This is a genomic window from Rhodovibrio salinarum DSM 9154 (genome assembly GCF_000515255.1).
Taxonomy (GTDB): domain Bacteria; phylum Pseudomonadota; class Alphaproteobacteria; order Kiloniellales; family Rhodovibrionaceae; genus Rhodovibrio; species Rhodovibrio salinarum.
In genome coordinates, this window is record NZ_KI911559.1 from 2,702,319 (window position 1) to 2,720,905 (window position 18,587).

Genomic DNA, 18,587 nt, shown 5'->3' on the forward strand with positions numbered 1-18,587 from the left:
TCTAGCCGCTCCCCGGTGCCGGGTCCAGAGCCGCTCCGGCATCCTCCCCGGTGGTTCGCTCGAAACGCTCCGCGACACGCAGACGCGCGGCCGGCAGGTCGCGATCGTCGGGGTGGAAGACGTGTCGACGCAGGAAATAGCCGGTCAGCTTGAGGCCAAGCGCGACCTCTCGAACGCCTCCACCACCGTAGCCGGCCAGGAAGCCCGGCAACGGCAGCAGCTTGTCGCGATACGGCTCCCCCTTGGACAGCGACACCGCGCGGCCCGTACGTGGGGAGACGAATGCCAACTGGTCGTTCGGCCCGCCGCCGGCGCACTGCGTCAAGTCGAGTCCGAAACCGACCTCGCGGAGCAGCAGCAGTTCCCAGTGCACCAGCGCTTCCGCCCAGTGGTCGCCGTACAGAGCTTCCAGCAGCGCCGCCGTCCCCTCGAACGCGGCTGGATGGGCTGTGCGCTCCGGCAGCGCATGCTCCGCGACACCGACCGCGGCCGACAGGGCGTCTAATCGCTCCGGATGGTCGAACAGGCGTGCGACCGGGCTGCTCTGCAGTTCACAGGTCAGGGTCCCCAGGTAATCCGGCAACCGCGCCTTCCAGGACGCATCAACCCGGTTCCCTGGCTGAAAGGTGCCGCGCTGACGCTTCGACTGCCCGCCACGGACCAAGCCGGCATGCCGGCCGCGCTCACGGGTCAGCAACTGCACCACGACCGCATCCTCGCCATGCGGCCGCGCGGATAGCACGATGCCTTCGTCACGCCATTCGATCATAGCCGATAGATGGCGCGGCAAAGCGCGCCTGTCGAGTTGTCATTGAGGTGGCCTGTCTACGCTGAACGCGTCAGCAACGCACCGGGGAACAGCCCCACACGCCGACGGCCTGCCCCGTCCCCGGCGTCGCTCTACAGATCGCCGAACAGGGCCTCGTAAACCGTGTGCCAGGCCTGCTCGCTATAGGCATGCAGAAGACCATTCCCCTCGCGACGGGTGGGGACGTAGTCGTGACCGTCGAGCAGACGGGCGACGCCACCGGCTTCCGCCAGGATGAAGGATCCCGGGGCGTGGTCCCAGGGCATCAGCTTGGTGAACAGGGCGAAGCGGATCTCGCCGGAAACCAAGCGGACGTATTCCGCTCCCGCACACCCAAGCGTCTTGACCGCGCTTACACGGGACCGACGCTTATCGACCTGTCGGGCCATTGCCTTCGTGGCGAAGGTACTGGCGTTCAACGTGCCCGACATCTCGGCGGCGGCCAGTTCCGGCTGGTCGAGAATGATCCGCTCGCCATCGTGCGTCGCCCCGGCACCGGCGACGCCGGCAATGCATGTGTCCCTGGCCGGCATGTCGATCCAGGCAGCCAGCGTTTCCCCGCCCTGCACCAAAGCCACCATGACCGCGAACGTCTCCCGGCCAGCGGCGAAGTTGTTGGTGCCGTCGATGGGATCGATGACCCAGACGGGATCGCTGTCGTTCAGCCGGTCGAACACGCTGGGATCGCGCGCAGCCCCCTCCTCGCCCAGCACGACGGAGCCTGGCAGGTGATCGCTCAGCAACTGCGACAGGCGCGCTTCCGCCGCCTCGTCGGCGACCGTCACCAGCTCGCCGCCCTGCTTGCGCATCACCTCCCCGTCCGCAAGGTGACGGAAGCGCGGCAGGATTTCCGTTTCCGCGGTTTCGCGAATCAGGCGGCTGACGGTGTCGGGATCGAAGCGGGGCATGACGGTCGCGAGTATCGGGGAGGAACGGCGCAAAAGAAAGGGGCCGCGAGAAGATCCCGCGGCCCCGATCCATGGATGCGTCCGAAACGCTCGGGCGGAAGCCGAGCGGTACCGGGCAGCCGGACTTCTTAGAAGCCCATGCCGCCCATACCGCCCATGCCACCCATTCCGCCCATGCCACCGGCGCCGGCGCCGCCGCCGCCCTGGCTGTCGGAATTCTCGTCCGGGTGCTCCGCGATCATGGCCTCGGTCGTGATCAGCAGACCCGCCACGCTCGCGGCGTCCTGCACGGCGGTGCGCACGACCTTGGTCGGGTCGATCACGCCGGCCTTGACCAGGTCGCAGTACTCGCCGTTGTAGGCATCGAAGCCGTAGTTGAAGTCGTCCTGCTCCAGCAGCTTACCGGCGATCACCGAGCCGTCGAAGCCGGCGTTCTCGGCGATCTGACGCACCGGCGCCTGCAGCGAGCGACGGACGATGTCGATGCCGACCGTCTGGTCGTTGTTCTGGCCCTTGAGGCCGTCCAACGCCTTGACGGCGTACAGCAGCGCCGTACCGCCGCCGGGCACGATGCCTTCCTCGACGGCCGCGCGGGTGGCGTGCATCGCGTCGTCGACGCGATCCTTGCGCTCCTTCACCTCGACCTCGGTGGCGCCGCCGACCTTGATCACGGCTACGCCGCCAGCCAGCTTGGCCAAGCGCTCCTGCAGCTTCTCGCGGTCATAGTCCGAGGTGGTCTCCTCGATCTGACCCTTGATCTGCTTGACCCGCTCGTCGATCTCCTTCTGCTTGCCAGCGCCGTCGACGACCGTGGTCTCGTCCTTGCTGATCTCGACCTTCTTGGCCTCACCCAGCATGTCGAGGGTGACGTTCTCCAGCTTGATGCCGAGATCCTCGGAGACGACCTGACCACCGGTCAGGACCGCCATGTCCTCCAGCATCGCCTTGCGGCGATCGCCGAAGCCCGGCGCCTTCACCGCCGCGACCTTGAGGCCGCCGCGCAGCTTGTTGACCACCAGGGTCGCCAGCGCCTCGCCCTCGACGTCCTCGGCGAGGATCAGCAGCGGACGGTTGGACTGAACGACGCTTTCCAGCAGCGGCAGCAGCGGCTGCAGGCTGTTCAGCTTCTTCTCGTGCAGGAGAATGTAGGGATTCTCCATCTCGCAGAGCATCTTCTCGCTGTTCGTCACGAAGTAAGGCGAGAGATACCCGCGATCGAACTGCATGCCCTCGACGACGTCGAGCTCGGTCTCCAGGCTCTTGGCCTCCTCGACCGTGATCACGCCTTCCTGACCGACCTTGCTCATCGCGTCGGCCAGCATGCCGCCGATCTCCTTGTCGCCGTTGGCGGAGATCGTGCCGATCTGCGTGACCTCGTCGTTGGTCGAGATCTGGCGGCTGCGCTTGCGCACGTCCTCGACGACCTTCTCCACGGCCTGATCGATGCCGCGCTTCAGGTCCATCGGGTTCATGCCGGCGGCCACCGCCTTGGCGCCTTCGCGCACGATCGCGCGCGCCAGTACGGTCGCCGTGGTGGTGCCGTCGCCTGCAACGTCCGAGGTCTTGGTCGCGACCTCACGGACCATCTGGGCGCCCATGTTCTCGAACTTGTCCTGGAGCTCGATCTCCTTGGCGACCGACACGCCGTCCTTGGTGCTCCGCGGGGACCCGAACGACTTGTCGATGACGACGTTGCGGCCCTTCGGGCCGAGCGTCACCTTGACCGCGTCGGCGAGCGTGTCGACGCCGCGCAGCATCCGCTGCCGGGCGTCCTGACTAAAGCGTACGTCTTTGGCTGCCATTGTCTCGTTACCTCCTTTGGCCGTCTTTTCTTACGCCACGACGCCCATGACGTCGGACTCGCGCATGACCAGCACCGTCTGACCCTCGATGCTGATCTCCGTGCCGGCCCACTTGCCGTACAGGACCGTATCGCCTTCCTTGACGTCGAGCGGGACCTTCTTCCCGTCGTCGCCCTTGGCGCCGTCGCCGACGGCGACGACCTTGCCCTGCATCGGCTTCTCCTTGGCGGTATCCGGAATGATCACACCGCCGGCCGACTTCTCCTCCTGCTCCATCGGCTCGACGGCTACGCGGTCATGCAGCGGCCGGAATTTCATTGGACCCCTCTCAGACTGTCTTGTTTGACGGTTTGCGTTTCGGTTCTTGGCTACGCGTCTGCAACTTCGGTGCGGCTAAGCGCGTATCCACCGGCCCCGCGGAGCGGGCCGATGAGCCTTGCGGGCGGGGCTGTTAGCACTCCCGCCCGCCGAGTGCTATCCGGCATATACGAACCCGTCCGCCCACCGTCAACCAGCCGGGGGCGGCAATATTTGGCCAGTCGATCACCACGCGGCCGGAGCGCGCGCACAGCGTGTTGTGGCGGGAAAATCAGTTGTCGACCTGAACGTGCTCGCCGTGGCGGTACTGGAAGCGTTCCACATCCGCCGGATCGAGGTGGACGCGCAGGTGGGCATAACGCTCGTCGTCGTGCCGGTCCATGACGTGCCCGCGGTCGTACAGCCAGGCGAGCGCCCGGCCGTCCTCCAGCGGGACATGCACGTCGACGCACCGGAAGCTCGCGGACAGGCGCGCCTCGATCGCACGGCCAAGCGCCTGTGTCCCCTCGCCCGTCTGGGCCGAGACCGGTACCTCGTTGGGATCGCGTGCGGCCTGTTGTTCGACCGCCTGGCGCTGCTCGGGGCTGAGCTTGTCGATCTTGTTCAAGGCCTCGACCAAGCCCTCGTCGACCGCCGTCCCGACGTTGAGTTCGCGCAGCACCTGTTCGACGTCCTGCTTCTGCGCCTCGCTGTCGGGGTGGGAAACGTCGCGGACGTGAACGATGATGTCCGCCTCCTGCACCTCCTCCAGCGTCGCGCGGAAAGCGGCCACGAGCTGGGTCGGCAGGTCGGAGATGAAGCCCACGGTATCGGACAGGATGACGTCCTGCCCGTCCGGCAGCCGGATGCCGCGCATCGTCGGGTCGAGCGTGGCGAACAGCATGTCGTGCTCGAACACCGTCGCCCGGCTCAGCCGATTGAAAAGCGTCGACTTTCCGGCGTTGGTGTAGCCGACCAGCGCGATCACCGGATACGGCACCCGGCGGCGCTGCTTGCGGTGTTCGTCGCGGGTCTTGCGGACCTCTTCCAGGTCGCGCTTCAACCGGGTGATCCGGTCGTCGATGATCCGGCGGTCCATCTCGATCTGGCGCTCGCCGGGACCGCCCATGAAACCATAGCCGCCGCGCTGGCGCTCCAGGTGGGTCCAGGAGCGCACCAGACGCGAGCGCTGGTAGGTCAACGCGGCGAGTTCGACCTGAAGCTGGCCTTCCTTGGTCCGCGCACGCGCCCCAAAGATCTCCAGGATCAGACCGGTACGGTCGACGACCTTGCAGTTCCAGGCCTGCTCCAGGTTGCGCTGCTGCACAGGGGACAGATCGGCATCGACGATCGCGATGCCGATTTCCTCAACCTGGACGAGTAGACGGTAGCGTTCGACGTTGCCGCTGCCGAGTAACGTCCCTGCGTTCGGCCGCGACACACGGCAAACCTCGGCCGCGACCACCTCAAGGTCGATCGCTTCGGCCAAGCCGGCGGCCTCGTCGAGCCGGGCCTCGGGCGTGCGCGATAGCGTCTCGCCGGTACGCAAGTCGGGATGAACGACCAACGCGCGCTGGTTGGACGCGCGCCGGTCGTTGGTACGGCCGGGCACCGCGCTATCGAGGACACCCTTTTCAGGCCGGTTGCCACTCACTTAGGCCTCGGCCTCCTCCTTCTGGCCCTCGAACAGGGAAATCGGCGAGGCCGGCATCACCGTCGAGATGGCATGCTTGTAGACCAACTGCGAATGCTGGTCGCGGCGCAGCAGAACGCAGAAATTGTCGAACCAGGTCACGATGCCCTGGAGCTTCACCCCGTTGACCAGGAATACGGTCACGGGAACCTTCTGCTTGCGGATGTGGTTCAGGAACACGTCCTGAACGTTCTGGGACTTGTCAGCGGCCATTCAATAATCCCCTCTTTTGTTATGTCTTCACTGTTCGGCGTCGGCCGCCGCGGGGATTGCGTGCGGACCGCGCCCTTATTGTTACGTAACGCCGTTGGCATCAGTTCGGTACCGGCCGACTCCATCGGCGGTACCGTTGCCTCCGACGATTACCGCCTCCGGCTTGCGACAGCCACCGCAATGGCGACACGCTCGCACCCGAATGTCGGACGTACGCGGAAAGCTATCAAGGTGTGCAGAGCACAAAAACACTTTAATGGGCGCGCAAATAAGCCAACAAGGCCCCGCAGTTCGGGAAGTGCTGGGCGGGGGCGCATCCCTCGAACTCGCCCGCCGCCGGCGGCGTTTCCCGAAGCAGAACCGGCACGCAGCCGCCGTTGTGTGCGCAGGCAAGGTCGATGTCGGTGTCGCCAACGAACCACAGCCGCCCCCGCTCGACATCCGCCATCGGACCGCCGGCGAGCGTATAATCCACCACCGCCGGGTCCGGCTTATCACGCACCGCATCATTCGCGCCGACCACGGCCATCAGATGCCGGTCCCAGCCAAGCGCGGCCGCCTCGGCGCGCAGCAGTTGACCCTGCTTATTGGAGATCACGCCCACCGCGTAGCCCTCCTGCGCCAGGCCCACGATCAAATCATGGGCGCCGGGCAACGGCGTCAAGCTCTCCAGATGATCCTGCGCGAAGGTGTCGTAGAAGATCTCGGTCGCCCGAGCCGCCTCAGCGCCGAACAGTTCCGGGAAGGCCTCGCGCGCACTCTTGCGCACGTTCGCCTTGGTCTCCTCGAAACTCCAAGGACGATGGCCAAGCGCTTCGAACGTGACCCGCAGGGCGTGGTGAATGGCCGCCCAACTGTCGACCAGGGTGTTGTCCCAGTCGAACAGTAGGCCGCGCGGTCGTGCGGCATCGCTCATCGGCAGGCTCACACGGCCATCGAGTTGTAGATGTCCCCCGGTGCCGCACCGCGACCCTCGTTCACGACCTGCTCAACGTAGGCCTCGCGGAGCTTCAGGGTCAGGATGCCGGGGTGACCGTTACCGACCGGCTGGCCATCGATCTTGGTGATCGGCATGACGTGGTTGGTCGAAGAGGTCAGGAACGCCTCGGTGGCGTTCATCGCCTCCTCCTTGCTGAACGGACGAATCTCCAGCTCGTAGCCCTCGCGCGCCATCAACTTGGTCAACGACAGCCGCGTGATACCAGGCAGAATCGCATGGTCGGCCTGACGGGTAACCACCTTCTTGTCGGGCGTGACGATCCAAGCGTTGGTCGCCGCACCTTCGGTGACGTTGCCGTCGGCGTCGATCAGCCAGGCCTCGTCGCACCCGGCTTCGGCCGCCTGCTGCTTCGCCAGAATGTTCGGAAGCAGCGCGATCGACTTGATATCGCAGCGCTTCCAACGCTGGTCGGGCGCGGTAATCACGGCGAACCCCTGCTCCAGCTGCGCCTCCGACTTGGCCGGCAACTGCCGCGTGGTCATCGTCAGCGCCGGGCGCGGCTTGGACTTCGGGAACTTGTGGTCGCGCGGGGCGACCCCACGGGTCACCTGCATGTAGATAAAGCCGTTGGTCAGCACGTTGCGCCGGATCAGTTCGTGGCTGACCAGCTTGAGCGCGTGACGCGTCATCGGCATGTCGATCCGCAACTCGGCGAGCGACCGCTCAAGCCGGTCCAGATGCGGCTCCTCGTCGACCACGTGACCCTGGTGCACCGGCACGACCTCGTAGACGCCGTCGGCGAACTGGTAGCCGCGGTCCTCGATATGGACGCTGGCCTGGTTGTGCGGGACGAAGCGGCCGTTGGCGTAGGCGTAGCGCGGCATGTGTTGAGCCTCTTCAGTCGGACGATTGCTTGGAAGACGCGGGCGCGGAACAACGCGCGGGAGGGCGCAGCCGACCACCCCGGCAGCCCCTGTTTAGCCGGATGGCGTCCGGGAATCCAGCCAAGCCCGGCTCAGAAGAATTCCAGCTTTACGGAGAACAGACGTTCCACCTTCTTCACGCTGGACGTGGTGGAGAAGATGATCACCCGGTCGCCGGCGCGCACGACCGTCTCGCCGCGCGGGATCACGATGCGCTTGCCGCGCACGATCGCCCCGATCAGCACGCCCTCGGGCAGGCGCGCATCCTTGATCGGCACGCCGACCAGGCTGGAGGTCTCCAGCGCCTCCGCCTCGATCAGCTCGCCGAAACCTTCGGAAAGCGAGTGAACGGAGCGGATCCGCCCGCGCCGGACGTACTGCAGAATGGTCGACACGGTAATCGCCCGCGGGCTCACCACCGTGTCGATGCCAAGCGAGCCGATCAGCCCGCCGTAGCTCGTTTTGTTGACCAGCGTGACCGCCCGGCGGCAGCCGTAGCGCTTGGCGAGCAGCGAGGCCAGGATGTTGACCTCATCGTCGTTGGAGACGGCGACGATCGCCTCCGCCGTCTTGACGTTGGTCTCTTCCAGGATCTCGGTATCCAATGCACTGCCGTGGATCACCACGGTGCGGTCCAGCGTCTGGGCCACCTGCTCCGCCCGGGCCTTGTCGACCTCGACCAGCTTGAGCGCAACGTGCGGATTGTGCTGCTCGACCTGCCGGGCAAGGTTCAGGCCGATGTTGCCGCCGCCCACGATGATCACCCGGCGCGCCTCGCGCTCCTCGTGGCCGAAGGCGGCCATGGCGCGCATCAGGTGCGAGGTCTCGGCGACGAAGTAGACGTCGTCCCCCTCCAGCAGTTGATCGTCGGCGGTGGGCACGATGCCGCGACCTTCGCGCTGGATGCCGACGATCACGATGTGCAGATCCGGGAACATGCCGGTCAGCTGGCGCAGCGGCGTGTTCAGGATCGGCGTCGATTCCGTGCAGTGCACGCCGATCAGCGACACCTTGCCGCTGGACAGCGGGATCACGTCGAACGCACCCGGAACCTGCAGCCGCCGGCCGATCGCGCGCGCCACCTCGATCTCGGGCGAGATAATGTGGTCGATCGGCATATGCTCGCGCGAAAACAGATCGGACCACTGCGGATCGAGGTAGGACTGGTGGCGCACCCGCGCGATCTTGGTCGGCACCTCGAAGATCGAATGGCAGATCTGGCAAGCCACCATGTTGACCTCGTCGGCGTAGGTGACCGCGACCACCATGTCGGCGTCGGCCGCGCCCGCGCGCTCCAACACGTCCGGGTGGGAGGCGAAGCCCACCAACCCCTGGACGTCCAGTGTGTCGGTGATCCGCTGAATCAGCTCCTGCGAGCGGTCGATGACCGTGATGTCGGCGTTCTCGCTCGCGAGATAGCGCGCGATGTTGAAGCCGACCTGCCCGGCCCCGCAGATGATAACCTTCATGCCTGCCTGCCGTTGTAATCTGGCGGGACTGGCGCCGACTCGCCCGGTCGGCAAGCGGCGTCCAGCGTCCGCGCCAGCCTAGAGCACCGTACGCCCCGTGGAAAACGCTTCTCCACACGCCCAGGCGCGCCATCTGCGTGGCAACTCTGGTGTCAACAAAACGCGCTCGATCCCTCTTGACGCGAAACACGGCGAGTGGTGCAATTGCACATCAGTCTCATTTGCAGGGTCGCTGGAGCGCCGGTCCCCGTGTACATCTGTCTGTGCAACGCCATCTCCGACAAACACGTCCGCGCCTGTGCAGGCCAGGGTCGCTGTTCCGTATCCGATGTCTACAAGGCCCGCGGCTGCCAGGCGCAGTGCGGCAAGTGCGCAAAGTCGATCCGCGCGATCCTGGACGAACTCGCGCCCCAGCCAACGGGCACGGGCGCCTATCTTGAAGGGGCCGCCGCCAAGCCTTCCGAATAGCGTTTTACTCTCGTCATCGCCGTTTCCCTTCGTCACACTGTCCTTGTGTTTGACGGACAGATGGGGATTCGGAATGAAAGGCGACCAGAAGGTTATCGCGTACCTGAATCAGGCGCTCAAAAACGAGCTCACCGCGATCAACCAATACTTCCTGCACGCGCGCATGCTCGACGACTGGGGCGTCACCAAGCTGGGCGCCAAGGAGTACCAGGAATCGATTGAGGAGATGAATCACGCTGACAAGCTGATCCAGCGTATTCTGTTCCTGGAAGGTCTGCCGAATTTACAGGACCTCGGCAAGCTGCAGATCGGCGAAAACGTGAAGGAGGTCCTGGAGTGCGACCTCAAGATCGAATACGACGCCTGCCCCGAGCTGCGCGAGGCCGCGAAGTACGCCGATGGAATCGGCGACCTGCCAAGCCGCGATCTGTTCCGTGAGATCCTGCGCGAGGAAGAGGAACACATCGACTATCTGGAGACCCAACTCGGCCTCCTGGAGCGCATCGGCGAAGAGCGCTACACCCTGCTGAATTCGGACTCGGCGGATAAGGGCGAATAAATTTCAGAGCCTGCCCCGGAGGATACTCTGGGGCATCAGGCTCTTGCCAGCCGGCGGGCGATAAACCGGAAGGTAGCGCGGGGACATCCAGCCTTAAGCTAAGGTGAAGGCGGTTTCGGGGCTCAGCTCGCCTATGCCTCACCGTGTCTCCGTCGCTGGCTGAATCCCAAGTGACCGCAGCTTGCGGTGCAACGCACTGCGCTCCATCCCGACAAAGCTCGCGGTGCGGGAGATATTGCCGCCGAAGCGCAGGACCTGGGCCTCCAGGTACTGTTTTTCGAACAGCTCCCGCGCCTCGCGCAGCGGCAGAGACATGATCTCGCCGCCGGCATCGGCGCGCAGCGCCGCGGGCGCGCTGGAGCCGATCTCGGGGGGCAGCATGTCCGCCCGGATCGGGTCCTGCGGATCGCCCGGGGCCATGATCAGCAGCCAATCGATTACATTGCGCAACTGGCGCACGTTACCCGGCCAACTGTACGCCTGCAGGGCCGCCATGGCGTCGTCGCTCAAAAGACGCGGTGGCAGGCCGGCACTCTTCGCCGCACGTGTCATGAAGTGCGAAACCAGGGCGGGCACGTCTTCTACCCGCTCGTGCAAGCTTGGTACCCGCAACGGCACAACGTTCAAGCGGTAGTACAGGTCCTGGCGGAAGCGCCCCTCCTCCAGGAGGTGCTCCAGATCGCGGTTGGACGAGGCAATCACCCGAACATCGACCTCGACCCGCTTGGTGCCGCCGACGCGCTGGAAGCTCTGATCCTGCAGCACGCGGACAATCTTACCCTGGGTTTCCAGCGGCATGTCGGCGACCTCGTCGAGCACCAGCGTGCCGCCATGGGCGCGTTCGAACTGGCCGACCTTGCCACCACCTTCCGACTGGTCGGCCTCCGCCTCGACACCGAACAGCTCGGTCTCTAACCGATCGGGATGCATGATCGCGCAGTTCAGTACGACGAACGGCCCTGCCGCGCGGCGCGACCGACGGTGCAGCATGCGCGCAACGACCTCCTTGCCCGCACCGGCTGGACCGGTCACCAGCACACGGCTGCCGGTCGGCGCCACCTTCTGCACCGCTTGCTGGAGCGTCTGCACCGGCTGGGAGTGGCCGATCAGCTCGGCCTCCGTGCCGGCGCGCAGACGCAGCTCGGCATTCTCGCTCTTCAGCCGGGCGGCTTCGAGCGCACGCTCGATCACCAGCAGCATGCGGTCGGTCTTGAATGGCTTCTCGATGAAGTCGTAGGCGCCTTCCTTGATCGCCCAGACCGCGCTTTCGATCGTGCCGTGACCGGAGATCATCACCACCGGGAGGTCCGGCTGCTCGCGCTGCAGAAGCTGCAGGATCTCCAGCCCGTCCATGGCGGAGTTCTGCAACCAAATGTCGAGCATCACCAGGCTCGGCCGGCGGTTCCGGATTCCCTCCAACGCCTGGTCACTATCGCCAGCGGTACGGCATTCGTAGCCTTCGTCTTCCAGAATGCCGGTAACCGCCGAACGGATGTCGGCCTCGTCGTCAACGATCAGGATGTCGTGCGCCATGGCGGGGTGTGTCCGGTATCCTTAAAGGCTCTTGGGGATCGTCTCGGGCGAAAACGGCTTCAGGCGCGGACGCGGGCCCGGCCAATATCGGTGTTGGGAGGCTGGTCATCACCGCTCTGGCCGGCGTCCTCGCCGACCGGGAGGATCAGGCGCACGCATGCCCCACCCTCCGGTCGGTTGGTCAGGCGAACCTCGCCTCCATGGTCTTCCATGATCTTCTTCACGATCGCCAGGCCCAGGCCGGTCCCGTGATCGCGCGTGGTGACGTAGGGTTCGGTTAGCTTATCGCGCTCTTCCACCGGCAGACCGCGGCCATTGTCCAGCACCTCAATGATCCAGGCCTGCTCGTCCGGGCGTACGCGTATCCGCACCTCTCCCTTCGGCTGTTCCGGTGCCTCCGGTCGGGCGCGCACCGCCTCGATCGCGTTCTGAACCAAGTTGGTCAGCGCCCGGTCGATCTGCCGACGGTCGCAGGACAGCCGGGCCGGCTGATCGCTCAACTCGCGTGCGAACGATAGATCCGGGTTGGCGGTTTCCTGCAGGAACACCGCCTGCTCGGCCAACTGGTTCAGGTCCTCGCTCTCCATCACCGGCTCGGGCATTCTGGCAAAGTTGGAGAACTCGTCGACCATCCGTCCAATGTCGGTGACCTGCCGGACGATCGTGTCGGTGCAGGCTTTAAAGGTTTCCGGATCCTGTTCGATCTGTTTCAGGTAGCGGCGCTTCAGCCGTTCGGCCGACAGCTGGATCGGGGTCAGCGGGTTCTTGATCTCGTGCGCAATCCGTCGCGCGACGTCCGCCCAAGCGGCCTTGCGCTGCGCGGACAGCAACTCGGTGATGTCGTCGAAGGTGACCACGAAGCCGCTGATCGGGCGGCCGGCCTCCTGCTCGGCCGTCACCCGGACCAGCAGGGTGAGCGTGCGGCCGTCCTGCGCGGTAAACTGAATCTGATCCTGCGCACCGCGGCCCGGACGCTTGCGCGCGCGCTCCGCCAGCTTGGCCATCTGCGGGGCGATCTCGTGCAGCGGCCGGCCGATCAGCTTGTCCCGCGTCGTCTCCAGAAGCCGGCAAGCGCTGGTATTGGGCAAATCGATCCGCCCATCCGGATCCAGGCCGATGACTCCGGCGGTGACGCCGGACAGCACGGCCTCGGTAAAGCGCCGGCGTTCGTCGAGCTGGCGGTTGGCGTCGACCAGCGCGGTCTGCTGCGTCTGCAGCTGGCCGGTCATGCGATTGAACGCACGGGTCAGGCTGTCGACCTCATCGCGCGTTTCCGGCGGGGGCGCGCGGGTTGTCAGATCGCCGCTGCGCACCCGTTCGGTTGCCATGATCAGTTGGCCGATCGGCTGGGTGAGCTGGTTGGCGAAAGCCAGTCCGACCCAGACCGAGGCGAGCAGCAAAAGCATCGCCACGACCATGAAGATCAACGCAAAGGTGATCTGCATGGTGGAACGCTTGCCCTCCAGCTGCTTATACAGCTGCACAGCGTTCTCGGTCCGATCGATGTGGTTCAGGATCTTGGGATCCACGAGCCGCCCGACGTAGAGGTAGGCGTCGACGAAGTTATCCAGCTTGATCAGCGCACGCACCCGGTCCTCGGTGCCAGCCGTAAGGGTAACGACATCACCCTGCTCGGCGCGCTGCATCGCCCAATCCGGGACCTCCGGATCGAACTCCAGCATCAGCGAGAAACCGGCCCGCGCGATCACCCGGCCGGAACTGTCGAACACCACGGCTTCGGTCAGGGAGCGCAGAGCGGCCTGGGTCGCGAGCGTGCGCTGAAAGCGCTGCTGGTTGTACATCAGCAGCGGTCCCTCGCGGTTCAGATCGTTCGCCATCGACAAAACGTCGGCGTTGATCGTTTCGCGGTGCTCTTCGAGATAGGACTGCGCGACCTCCAGCGACGCGTCGAGCGCGGTCGACACCCGCTCCGAAAACCAACCCTGCAACCCGTAGTTGAAGAACAGTACGGAAAACACCGCAAGCACGATCGCCGGCGCCACGGCGACCAGGCTAAACAGCCCGACCAGCCGGGCATGCAGCCGTGCGCCGGCCCGGCCGCGCCGGCGTGCGACCCAAACCATCACCAGCCGCCGGGCGATCAGGGCCCCGATCGCCAGCAGGAACACCAGGTCCGCGTTCAGCAGCAGCAGGATCGTCGTCGGGTCCGCAACGCCGAAGAAATTGTCGGTCATCGCGGCGAAGGTGGCGAGCCCGCTGGCCACGCCGCCGACAACCAGAACGATCGCGACCTTGCGTTCAAGGTTGCGCCGCGCGGCCCAGGCCGCCAGCCGCCTCACCCGATTGCGCGTGGGTGCGTTCCGGCCGTTCGGGTCGGTTTCATTCTGGCGACTGTCGGTAGAGGCGCTCATGGTAGATCCAGGGCAGCGTCGGTCCGGGCGCGAGACACATCCTGCGCATCAGCGCTGGCGCCGTGGCGCCAGCGCTACAGGCACTGTTGCCCGAAAACCACAGCTACTTCAATCCGCGAACGACGTCGATCTCCAGATCGCGGATCTTCTTACGCAGCGTGTTGCGGTTCAGGCCAAGCAACTTGGCCGCGCGTAGCTGATTGCCCTTGGTCGCGGCCAGCGACAGTTCGATCAACGGCCGCTCGATCTCGCGCAGAACACGGTCGTACAAGCCAGACGCCGGCAGGCTGTCGCCGTGCGCTTCGAAGTAGTCGCGCAGGTGGCGCTCCACCGCCCCGCCAAGGGAATCGCTGGCCGTTGGTGCCCGCGCGGGTTCCGTGGGCTCCGCGGGCGCGTCGCCCAGCTCCGCCTGCAGGATCGCCAGGTCGATCACTTCCTGGCTGTAGAGCGCGGTCAGACGGCGGATCAGATTCTCCAATTCGCGCACATTGCCCGGCCAGCGGTAGCTCTTCAGGTAGCTCATCGCGTCGGCGTCGAGCGTCTTGGGCGCCAGCCCTTCATCCTCGCACCGGGCGAAGAAATGCCGTGCCAGTTCGGGAATATCCTCCGCCCGTTCACGCAGCGGCGGCAGGCGCAACGGCACCACGTTCAGGCGATAGAACAGGTCTTCGCGGAACAGGCCCTCGCGCACCAGTTGGCGCAGATCGCGGTGGGTGGCGGCGATGATACGCACATCGGCCTTGATCGGCGTACGTCCGCCGACGGTCGTGTACTCGCCCTCCTGCAGCACGCGCAGCAGGCGCGTCTGCGCCTCCAGCGGCATGTCGCCGATCTCGTCCAGGAACAGCGTGCCGCCCGAAGCCTGTTCGAAGCGGCCGGCATAGCGTTGGTTGGCGCCGGTGAAGGCGCCCTTCTCGTGACCGAACAGCTCACTTTCGATCAGCTCGCGCGGAATCGCCGCCATGTTGAGCGCGACGAACGCCCCACCCCGACGCTTGCCATAGTCGTGCAGCGCGCGGGCCACAAGCTCCTTGCCGGTACCGGACTCGCCGTAAACCGTGACCGTCAGGTCGGTGCCCATCAGCCGGGCGAGCACGCGGTAGATCTCCTGCATCGCCGGGGAGCGGCCGATCAGCGGCAGTTGCTCTTCCTCGCCCTCGGCATCCTTGGGGCGCTGCTCGCCACCGGTCGAGGGGCTGACCTGCGGCGCGGACAGGGCGCGCTCGACGACGTTGATCACCTCGCGCAGATCGAACGGCTTGGGCAGGTATTCGAAGGCCCCGCGCTCGGTCGCCTTGACGGCCGTCAGCAGGGTGTTCTGCGCGCTCATCACGACGATGCGCAGACCGGGACGCGCCTTCTTGATCGACGGAATCAGTTCCAACCCGTTCTGGTCCGGCATGACGACGTCGGTGATTACCAGATCGCCATAGCCGGCCTGCACCCACTCCCAGAGTTGGCTCGCGCTGCCGGTCGCCTTGACCTCGTGACCGTGGCGGCCGAGCGCCTGGCTCAACACCGTCCGGATCGCACGATCGTCGTCCGCCACCAGGATCGTCGCCGGAATCATTGCGGCGCCTCCTCCTGGGCCTTGGGCAGCATGATCCGGAACACGGTCTTGCCCGGCTCGCTGTCGAACTCGATCACGCCGCCGTGGTCGCCGACGATCTTCGCGACCAAAGCCAGCCCCAGCCCCTTGCCGGCAGGCTTGGTGGTTACGAAGGGGTCGAACAGATGCTCCTGCAGATCGTCCGGGATGCCGGAACCGTTGTCCTGCACGGTGACCATTAGCGGCAGGTCGACACGCGCGCCACCGCCGGGCACGGCCAGGCGCACGCCCTGTTGATAACGGGTCGACAGCACCAGTTGACCATCCGCTTCGCCCGCCGCTTCGGCGCCGTTCTTGACCAGGTTGAGCAGCGCCTGGATCAACAGATCGCGGTTCCCCAGCACCGGCGGAAGCGACGGGTCGTAGCTCTCCCGGATGCGGACCTCCCGCGCAAAGCCGGTCTGCGCCACCTTGCGCACATGCTCCAATACCTCGTGGATGTTGACGGGCCCGCGCTCCATCGGCCGCTCGTCCGAAAACATCTCCATGCGATCGACCAGGGCAACGATGCGATCCGCTTCCTCGCAGATCAGCGAAGTCAGCGCCTGATCGCCCGCGCTCGCCCCCTGCTCGAGGAGTTGGGCCGCACCACGAATCCCAGAGAGCGGGTTCTTCACTTCGTGCGCCAGCATCGCCGCCATCGCGGTAACCGACCTGGCGGCGTTGCGATGAGTCAGCTGATGGTCGATCTTCCGCGCGATCGAACGCTCCTGCACGGTGACCGCGACCGTCCCCGGCATTTCTGGGATCGGCGCCACGTCGATCGAGACATAGCGGCTGCCGAACCGCGGCGATTCGATCGTGACGCCGTACTGCGAGACGCTTGTGGCCTGCTGGCGCGCCTGCTCGATCAGTGCGTGGAGTGGGCTGTCCTGCGGGACCACGGCGGCGAGCGTCCGGCCGACCATGTGCCGGGCGCTGGAGCCTAGAAACTGTTCGGCCGCGTTGTTGAGCGAGGCGAAGCGCCCCTCGGCATCGACGGTGAAGACCGGATCGGCAAGCGCGTTCAGGATCGCGCTCGAATCCGCTTCCGGCAGCGGCTGCTTGCGTCCCTTACCGGCGTCGTTCATCAGGCGGCCTGCGCGCGCGTCGCGGCGTGTCGGTTATCCTGCGCGGCGGCGTAGAGTTGCCGGACCAGCGTTTTCGCGGCGCACGGCTCCTCGGCCGCCATCACCGCCCGCTTGAACGCGGCCGCGCCCGGCAGGCCCTGTGCGTACCAGGCCATATGCTTGCGGGCGATCCGGACGCCGCGGTGCCTGCCGTAGTAGGTCAACAGTGCCTCGTAGTGTTCGAGCGCGATGTCGCGCTGCGCGGCCAGGTCCGGCGCCGCGCCCATGTGTCCGGTCCGGAGCAGTTGCATGACCTGTCCCAGACGCCACGGCGCCCCACAGGCCGCACGGCCGATCATCACCCCATCGGCGCCGGACGCCGCGAGCGCGCCGCGCACGTCGTCGGCGGTGTCGATGTCGCCGTTCACGATCACCGGCAGATCGGTCGCTTGCTTGGTCCGCGCAACCTCCGCCCAGTCGGCGGTGCCGTTGTAAAGCTGCTGGCGCGTGCGGCCATGCACGGTGATCAGGCGGATGCCCGCGCTCTGCGCCATCCGGGCGAAGTCCGGCGCGTTCAGGCTGTCGCGATCCCAGCCCAGGCGCATCTTGAGCGTCACCGGCAGCGGATGCACGGCCTCCGCAACCCGCTCCAGGATACGCCCGGCCAGCGCCTCTTCCCGCATCAGGGCGGATCCGGCGTACTTGGTGACGATCTTCTTCACGGGACAGCCGAAGTTGATGTCGATGATCGCCGCCCCCCGATCGCGCTGGATGCGCGCAGCCTCCGCCATCGTGTCGGGGTCGCAGCCAGCTAACTGCACGGCCATCGGCCCCTCGTCATCGTAGGTTTCCTGCAGCTTGCACGCGCGCATCGCCTGACGTGCCTCGCGCACGGACGCCTCGCTCGCGATCATCTCGGAAACCACCAGCCCCGCCCCCAGCCGGCTGACCAAGCGCCGGAACGGTTTGTCGCTCACGCCCGACATCGGCGCCAGGATCACGGGGGTGTCCAGACGCACATCGCCGATCTCAATGCCCATAGGTTAGGCACACCCTTCGCGCTGCCTAAAAAACGTGCTCCCCCGCTCGGTTTTACGGACCTTCCGGCCCCCGCGCAACGGAATCGTCATCTAAGCCGGCTTGGCCCGACCAAGTCCGGCTAGGGTCTGTTGGGGTTCATTGCAGTTGTAGCTTTACTGCGGCGAGATGGATCATGGCGTTAAAGCTGATGTCGGTCTTGTCGCAGCGGATCGCGACGCGTTTGAATTCCTTGAGTTGGCAGAAAAAGTTTTCGATCAGGTGGCGCCAAGTGTAGATCGCGGCATCGATCTGGCGCGGCGGCCGGCGCTGGGGACGCTGGGAGATCACGATCTCGGCGTTCCGCGCCACCATATCTCGAATAATCCAGTTCGAATCGAATGCCTTGTCCGCGATCAGGCCGCCAAACTTCAGGCCATCGAGCAGCGGAGCGACGGCGAGGGGCTCGCCCCGATGGCCGGGCAGGAGCTGGAAACGGACCAGGTTCCCTAAGGCGTCAGTCAGCGCGACGATTTTTGTGGTCCATCCGCCGCGCGAGGCGCCGATGGCCTGACGTTGAGTCCCCCTTTTGCGCCGTGTCCGTGGCGATGGACCGGAACGATGGTGCCGTCGACCATGGCGTATTCCATGTCGGGATCGTCCGAGACGGCCTGGAACATCTGCTCGAACACGCTGGCCTTGGCCCACGTGCGAAAGCGGTCGTAGACCGAGTTCCAGTGCCCAAACTCCGCCGGCAGGTCGCGCCATTGGCACCCCGTGCGCGCGATCCAGAGGACGGCCTCGACGAAACGCCGATTGTCCCCTGTGCGCCCGGGATCCTCGGGCTTGCCCTTGCAATAGGGCGCCATCTTTTGCCACTGCGCGTCGGTCAGGACGTAACGAGCCATGCCAAACTCCCATTTTGGG

The 18,587-nt window shown here is 65.8% G+C and carries 17 protein-coding genes; 2 read left to right on the forward strand and 15 right to left on the reverse strand.

Translation table 11 applies throughout. From position 1 onward, the window contains the following. Position 1: 1 nt before the first annotated feature. The 9 genes from recO to trkA all read right to left on the reverse strand — a co-directional run bounded on the left by recO (position 2) and on the right by trkA (position 9,053). Positions 2 to 769: a DNA repair protein RecO gene (recO, locus tag RHOSA_RS22275; protein WP_200372024.1), complete on the reverse strand. Its 768-nt coding sequence runs from the start codon at positions 767 to 769 to the stop codon at positions 2 to 4. 131 nt (positions 770 to 900) lie between these two features. After that, positions 901 to 1,716: an inositol monophosphatase family protein gene (locus RHOSA_RS0112535; protein WP_037256277.1), complete on the reverse strand. Its 816-nt coding sequence runs from the start codon at positions 1,714 to 1,716 to the stop codon at positions 901 to 903. 128 nt (positions 1,717 to 1,844) lie between these two features. Further along, complete coding sequence (groL, locus tag RHOSA_RS0112540) at positions 1,845 to 3,518, reverse strand: chaperonin GroEL (protein ID WP_027288941.1); 1,674 nt, start codon at positions 3,516 to 3,518, stop codon at positions 1,845 to 1,847. A 30-nt stretch (positions 3,519 to 3,548) separates the two neighbouring features. Then, on the reverse strand, positions 3,549 to 3,836 hold the full coding sequence (groES, locus tag RHOSA_RS0112545) for a co-chaperone GroES (protein WP_027288942.1): 288 nt from the start codon (positions 3,834 to 3,836) through the stop codon (positions 3,549 to 3,551). 271 nt (positions 3,837 to 4,107) lie between these two features. After that, complete coding sequence (gene hflX / locus RHOSA_RS0112550) at positions 4,108 to 5,427, reverse strand: GTPase HflX (protein WP_027288943.1); 1,320 nt, start codon at positions 5,425 to 5,427, stop codon at positions 4,108 to 4,110. A 42-nt stretch (positions 5,428 to 5,469) separates the two neighbouring features. Next, the gene (gene hfq / locus RHOSA_RS0112555) at positions 5,470 to 5,721 is read right to left on the reverse strand and encodes an RNA chaperone Hfq (protein ID WP_027288944.1); all 252 of its coding nucleotides are present in this window, start codon (positions 5,719 to 5,721) and stop codon (positions 5,470 to 5,472) included. Positions 5,722 to 5,974: 253 nt separating this feature from the next. Next, positions 5,975 to 6,637 (reverse strand): HAD family hydrolase, encoded by a 663-nt coding sequence (locus RHOSA_RS0112560; RefSeq protein WP_037258297.1) that lies wholly within the window; start codon positions 6,635 to 6,637, stop codon positions 5,975 to 5,977. A gap of 8 nt (positions 6,638 to 6,645) precedes the next feature. After that, positions 6,646 to 7,545 (reverse strand): D-amino-acid transaminase, encoded by a 900-nt coding sequence (locus RHOSA_RS22280; RefSeq protein ID WP_051432111.1) that lies wholly within the window; start codon positions 7,543 to 7,545, stop codon positions 6,646 to 6,648. A gap of 131 nt (positions 7,546 to 7,676) precedes the next feature. Next, complete coding sequence (gene trkA / locus RHOSA_RS0112570) at positions 7,677 to 9,053, reverse strand: Trk system potassium transporter TrkA (protein WP_027288946.1); 1,377 nt, start codon at positions 9,051 to 9,053, stop codon at positions 7,677 to 7,679. A 249-nt stretch (positions 9,054 to 9,302) separates the two neighbouring features. Here trkA and RHOSA_RS22285 point away from each other — a divergent pair, with 249 nt between their 5' ends. Continuing rightward, positions 9,303 to 9,521 (forward strand): (2Fe-2S)-binding protein, encoded by a 219-nt coding sequence (locus RHOSA_RS22285; protein WP_037256280.1) that lies wholly within the window; start codon positions 9,303 to 9,305, stop codon positions 9,519 to 9,521. Positions 9,522 to 9,594: 73 nt separating this feature from the next. Further along, complete coding sequence (gene bfr, locus RHOSA_RS0112580) at positions 9,595 to 10,080, forward strand: bacterioferritin (RefSeq protein ID WP_027288947.1); 486 nt, start codon at positions 9,595 to 9,597, stop codon at positions 10,078 to 10,080. Positions 10,081 to 10,218: 138 nt separating this feature from the next. On the opposite strand, the gene ntrX is transcribed toward bfr, so the two are convergent. The 6 genes from ntrX to RHOSA_RS24775 form a co-directional block, all read right to left on the reverse strand. Next, on the reverse strand, positions 10,219 to 11,613 hold the full coding sequence (gene ntrX / locus RHOSA_RS0112585) for a nitrogen assimilation response regulator NtrX (RefSeq protein ID WP_027288948.1): 1,395 nt from the start codon (positions 11,611 to 11,613) through the stop codon (positions 10,219 to 10,221). A gap of 59 nt (positions 11,614 to 11,672) precedes the next feature. After that, positions 11,673 to 13,985: a sensor histidine kinase NtrY-like gene (locus RHOSA_RS22290; RefSeq protein WP_081728704.1), complete on the reverse strand. Its 2,313-nt coding sequence runs from the start codon at positions 13,983 to 13,985 to the stop codon at positions 11,673 to 11,675. A gap of 103 nt (positions 13,986 to 14,088) precedes the next feature. Next, a complete protein-coding gene (gene ntrC, locus RHOSA_RS0112595; protein ID WP_027288949.1) occupies positions 14,089 to 15,555 on the reverse strand; it encodes a nitrogen regulation protein NR(I) in 1,467 nt (488 codons plus the stop codon). Continuing rightward, complete coding sequence (locus RHOSA_RS22295; protein ID WP_051432112.1) at positions 15,552 to 16,664, reverse strand: two-component system sensor histidine kinase NtrB; 1,113 nt, start codon at positions 16,662 to 16,664, stop codon at positions 15,552 to 15,554. Before RHOSA_RS22295 ends, ntrC begins: the two co-directional genes overlap by 4 nt. Next, the gene (gene dusB / locus RHOSA_RS22300) at positions 16,664 to 17,683 is read right to left on the reverse strand and encodes a tRNA dihydrouridine synthase DusB (RefSeq protein ID WP_051432113.1); all 1,020 of its coding nucleotides are present in this window, start codon (positions 17,681 to 17,683) and stop codon (positions 16,664 to 16,666) included. The genes RHOSA_RS22295 and dusB overlap by 1 nt, the downstream gene beginning before the upstream one ends. 136 nt (positions 17,684 to 17,819) lie before the next feature. Next, positions 17,820 to 18,568, reverse strand: a protein-coding gene (locus tag RHOSA_RS24775) for an IS5 family transposase (protein ID WP_156092720.1) whose coding sequence is annotated in 2 segments (ribosomal slippage) — positions 17,820 to 18,241 and positions 18,241 to 18,568 — 750 coding nt in all. Because the reading frame shifts where the segments join, the coding sequence is not laid out codon by codon here. Positions 18,569 to 18,587 lie beyond the last annotated feature (19 nt).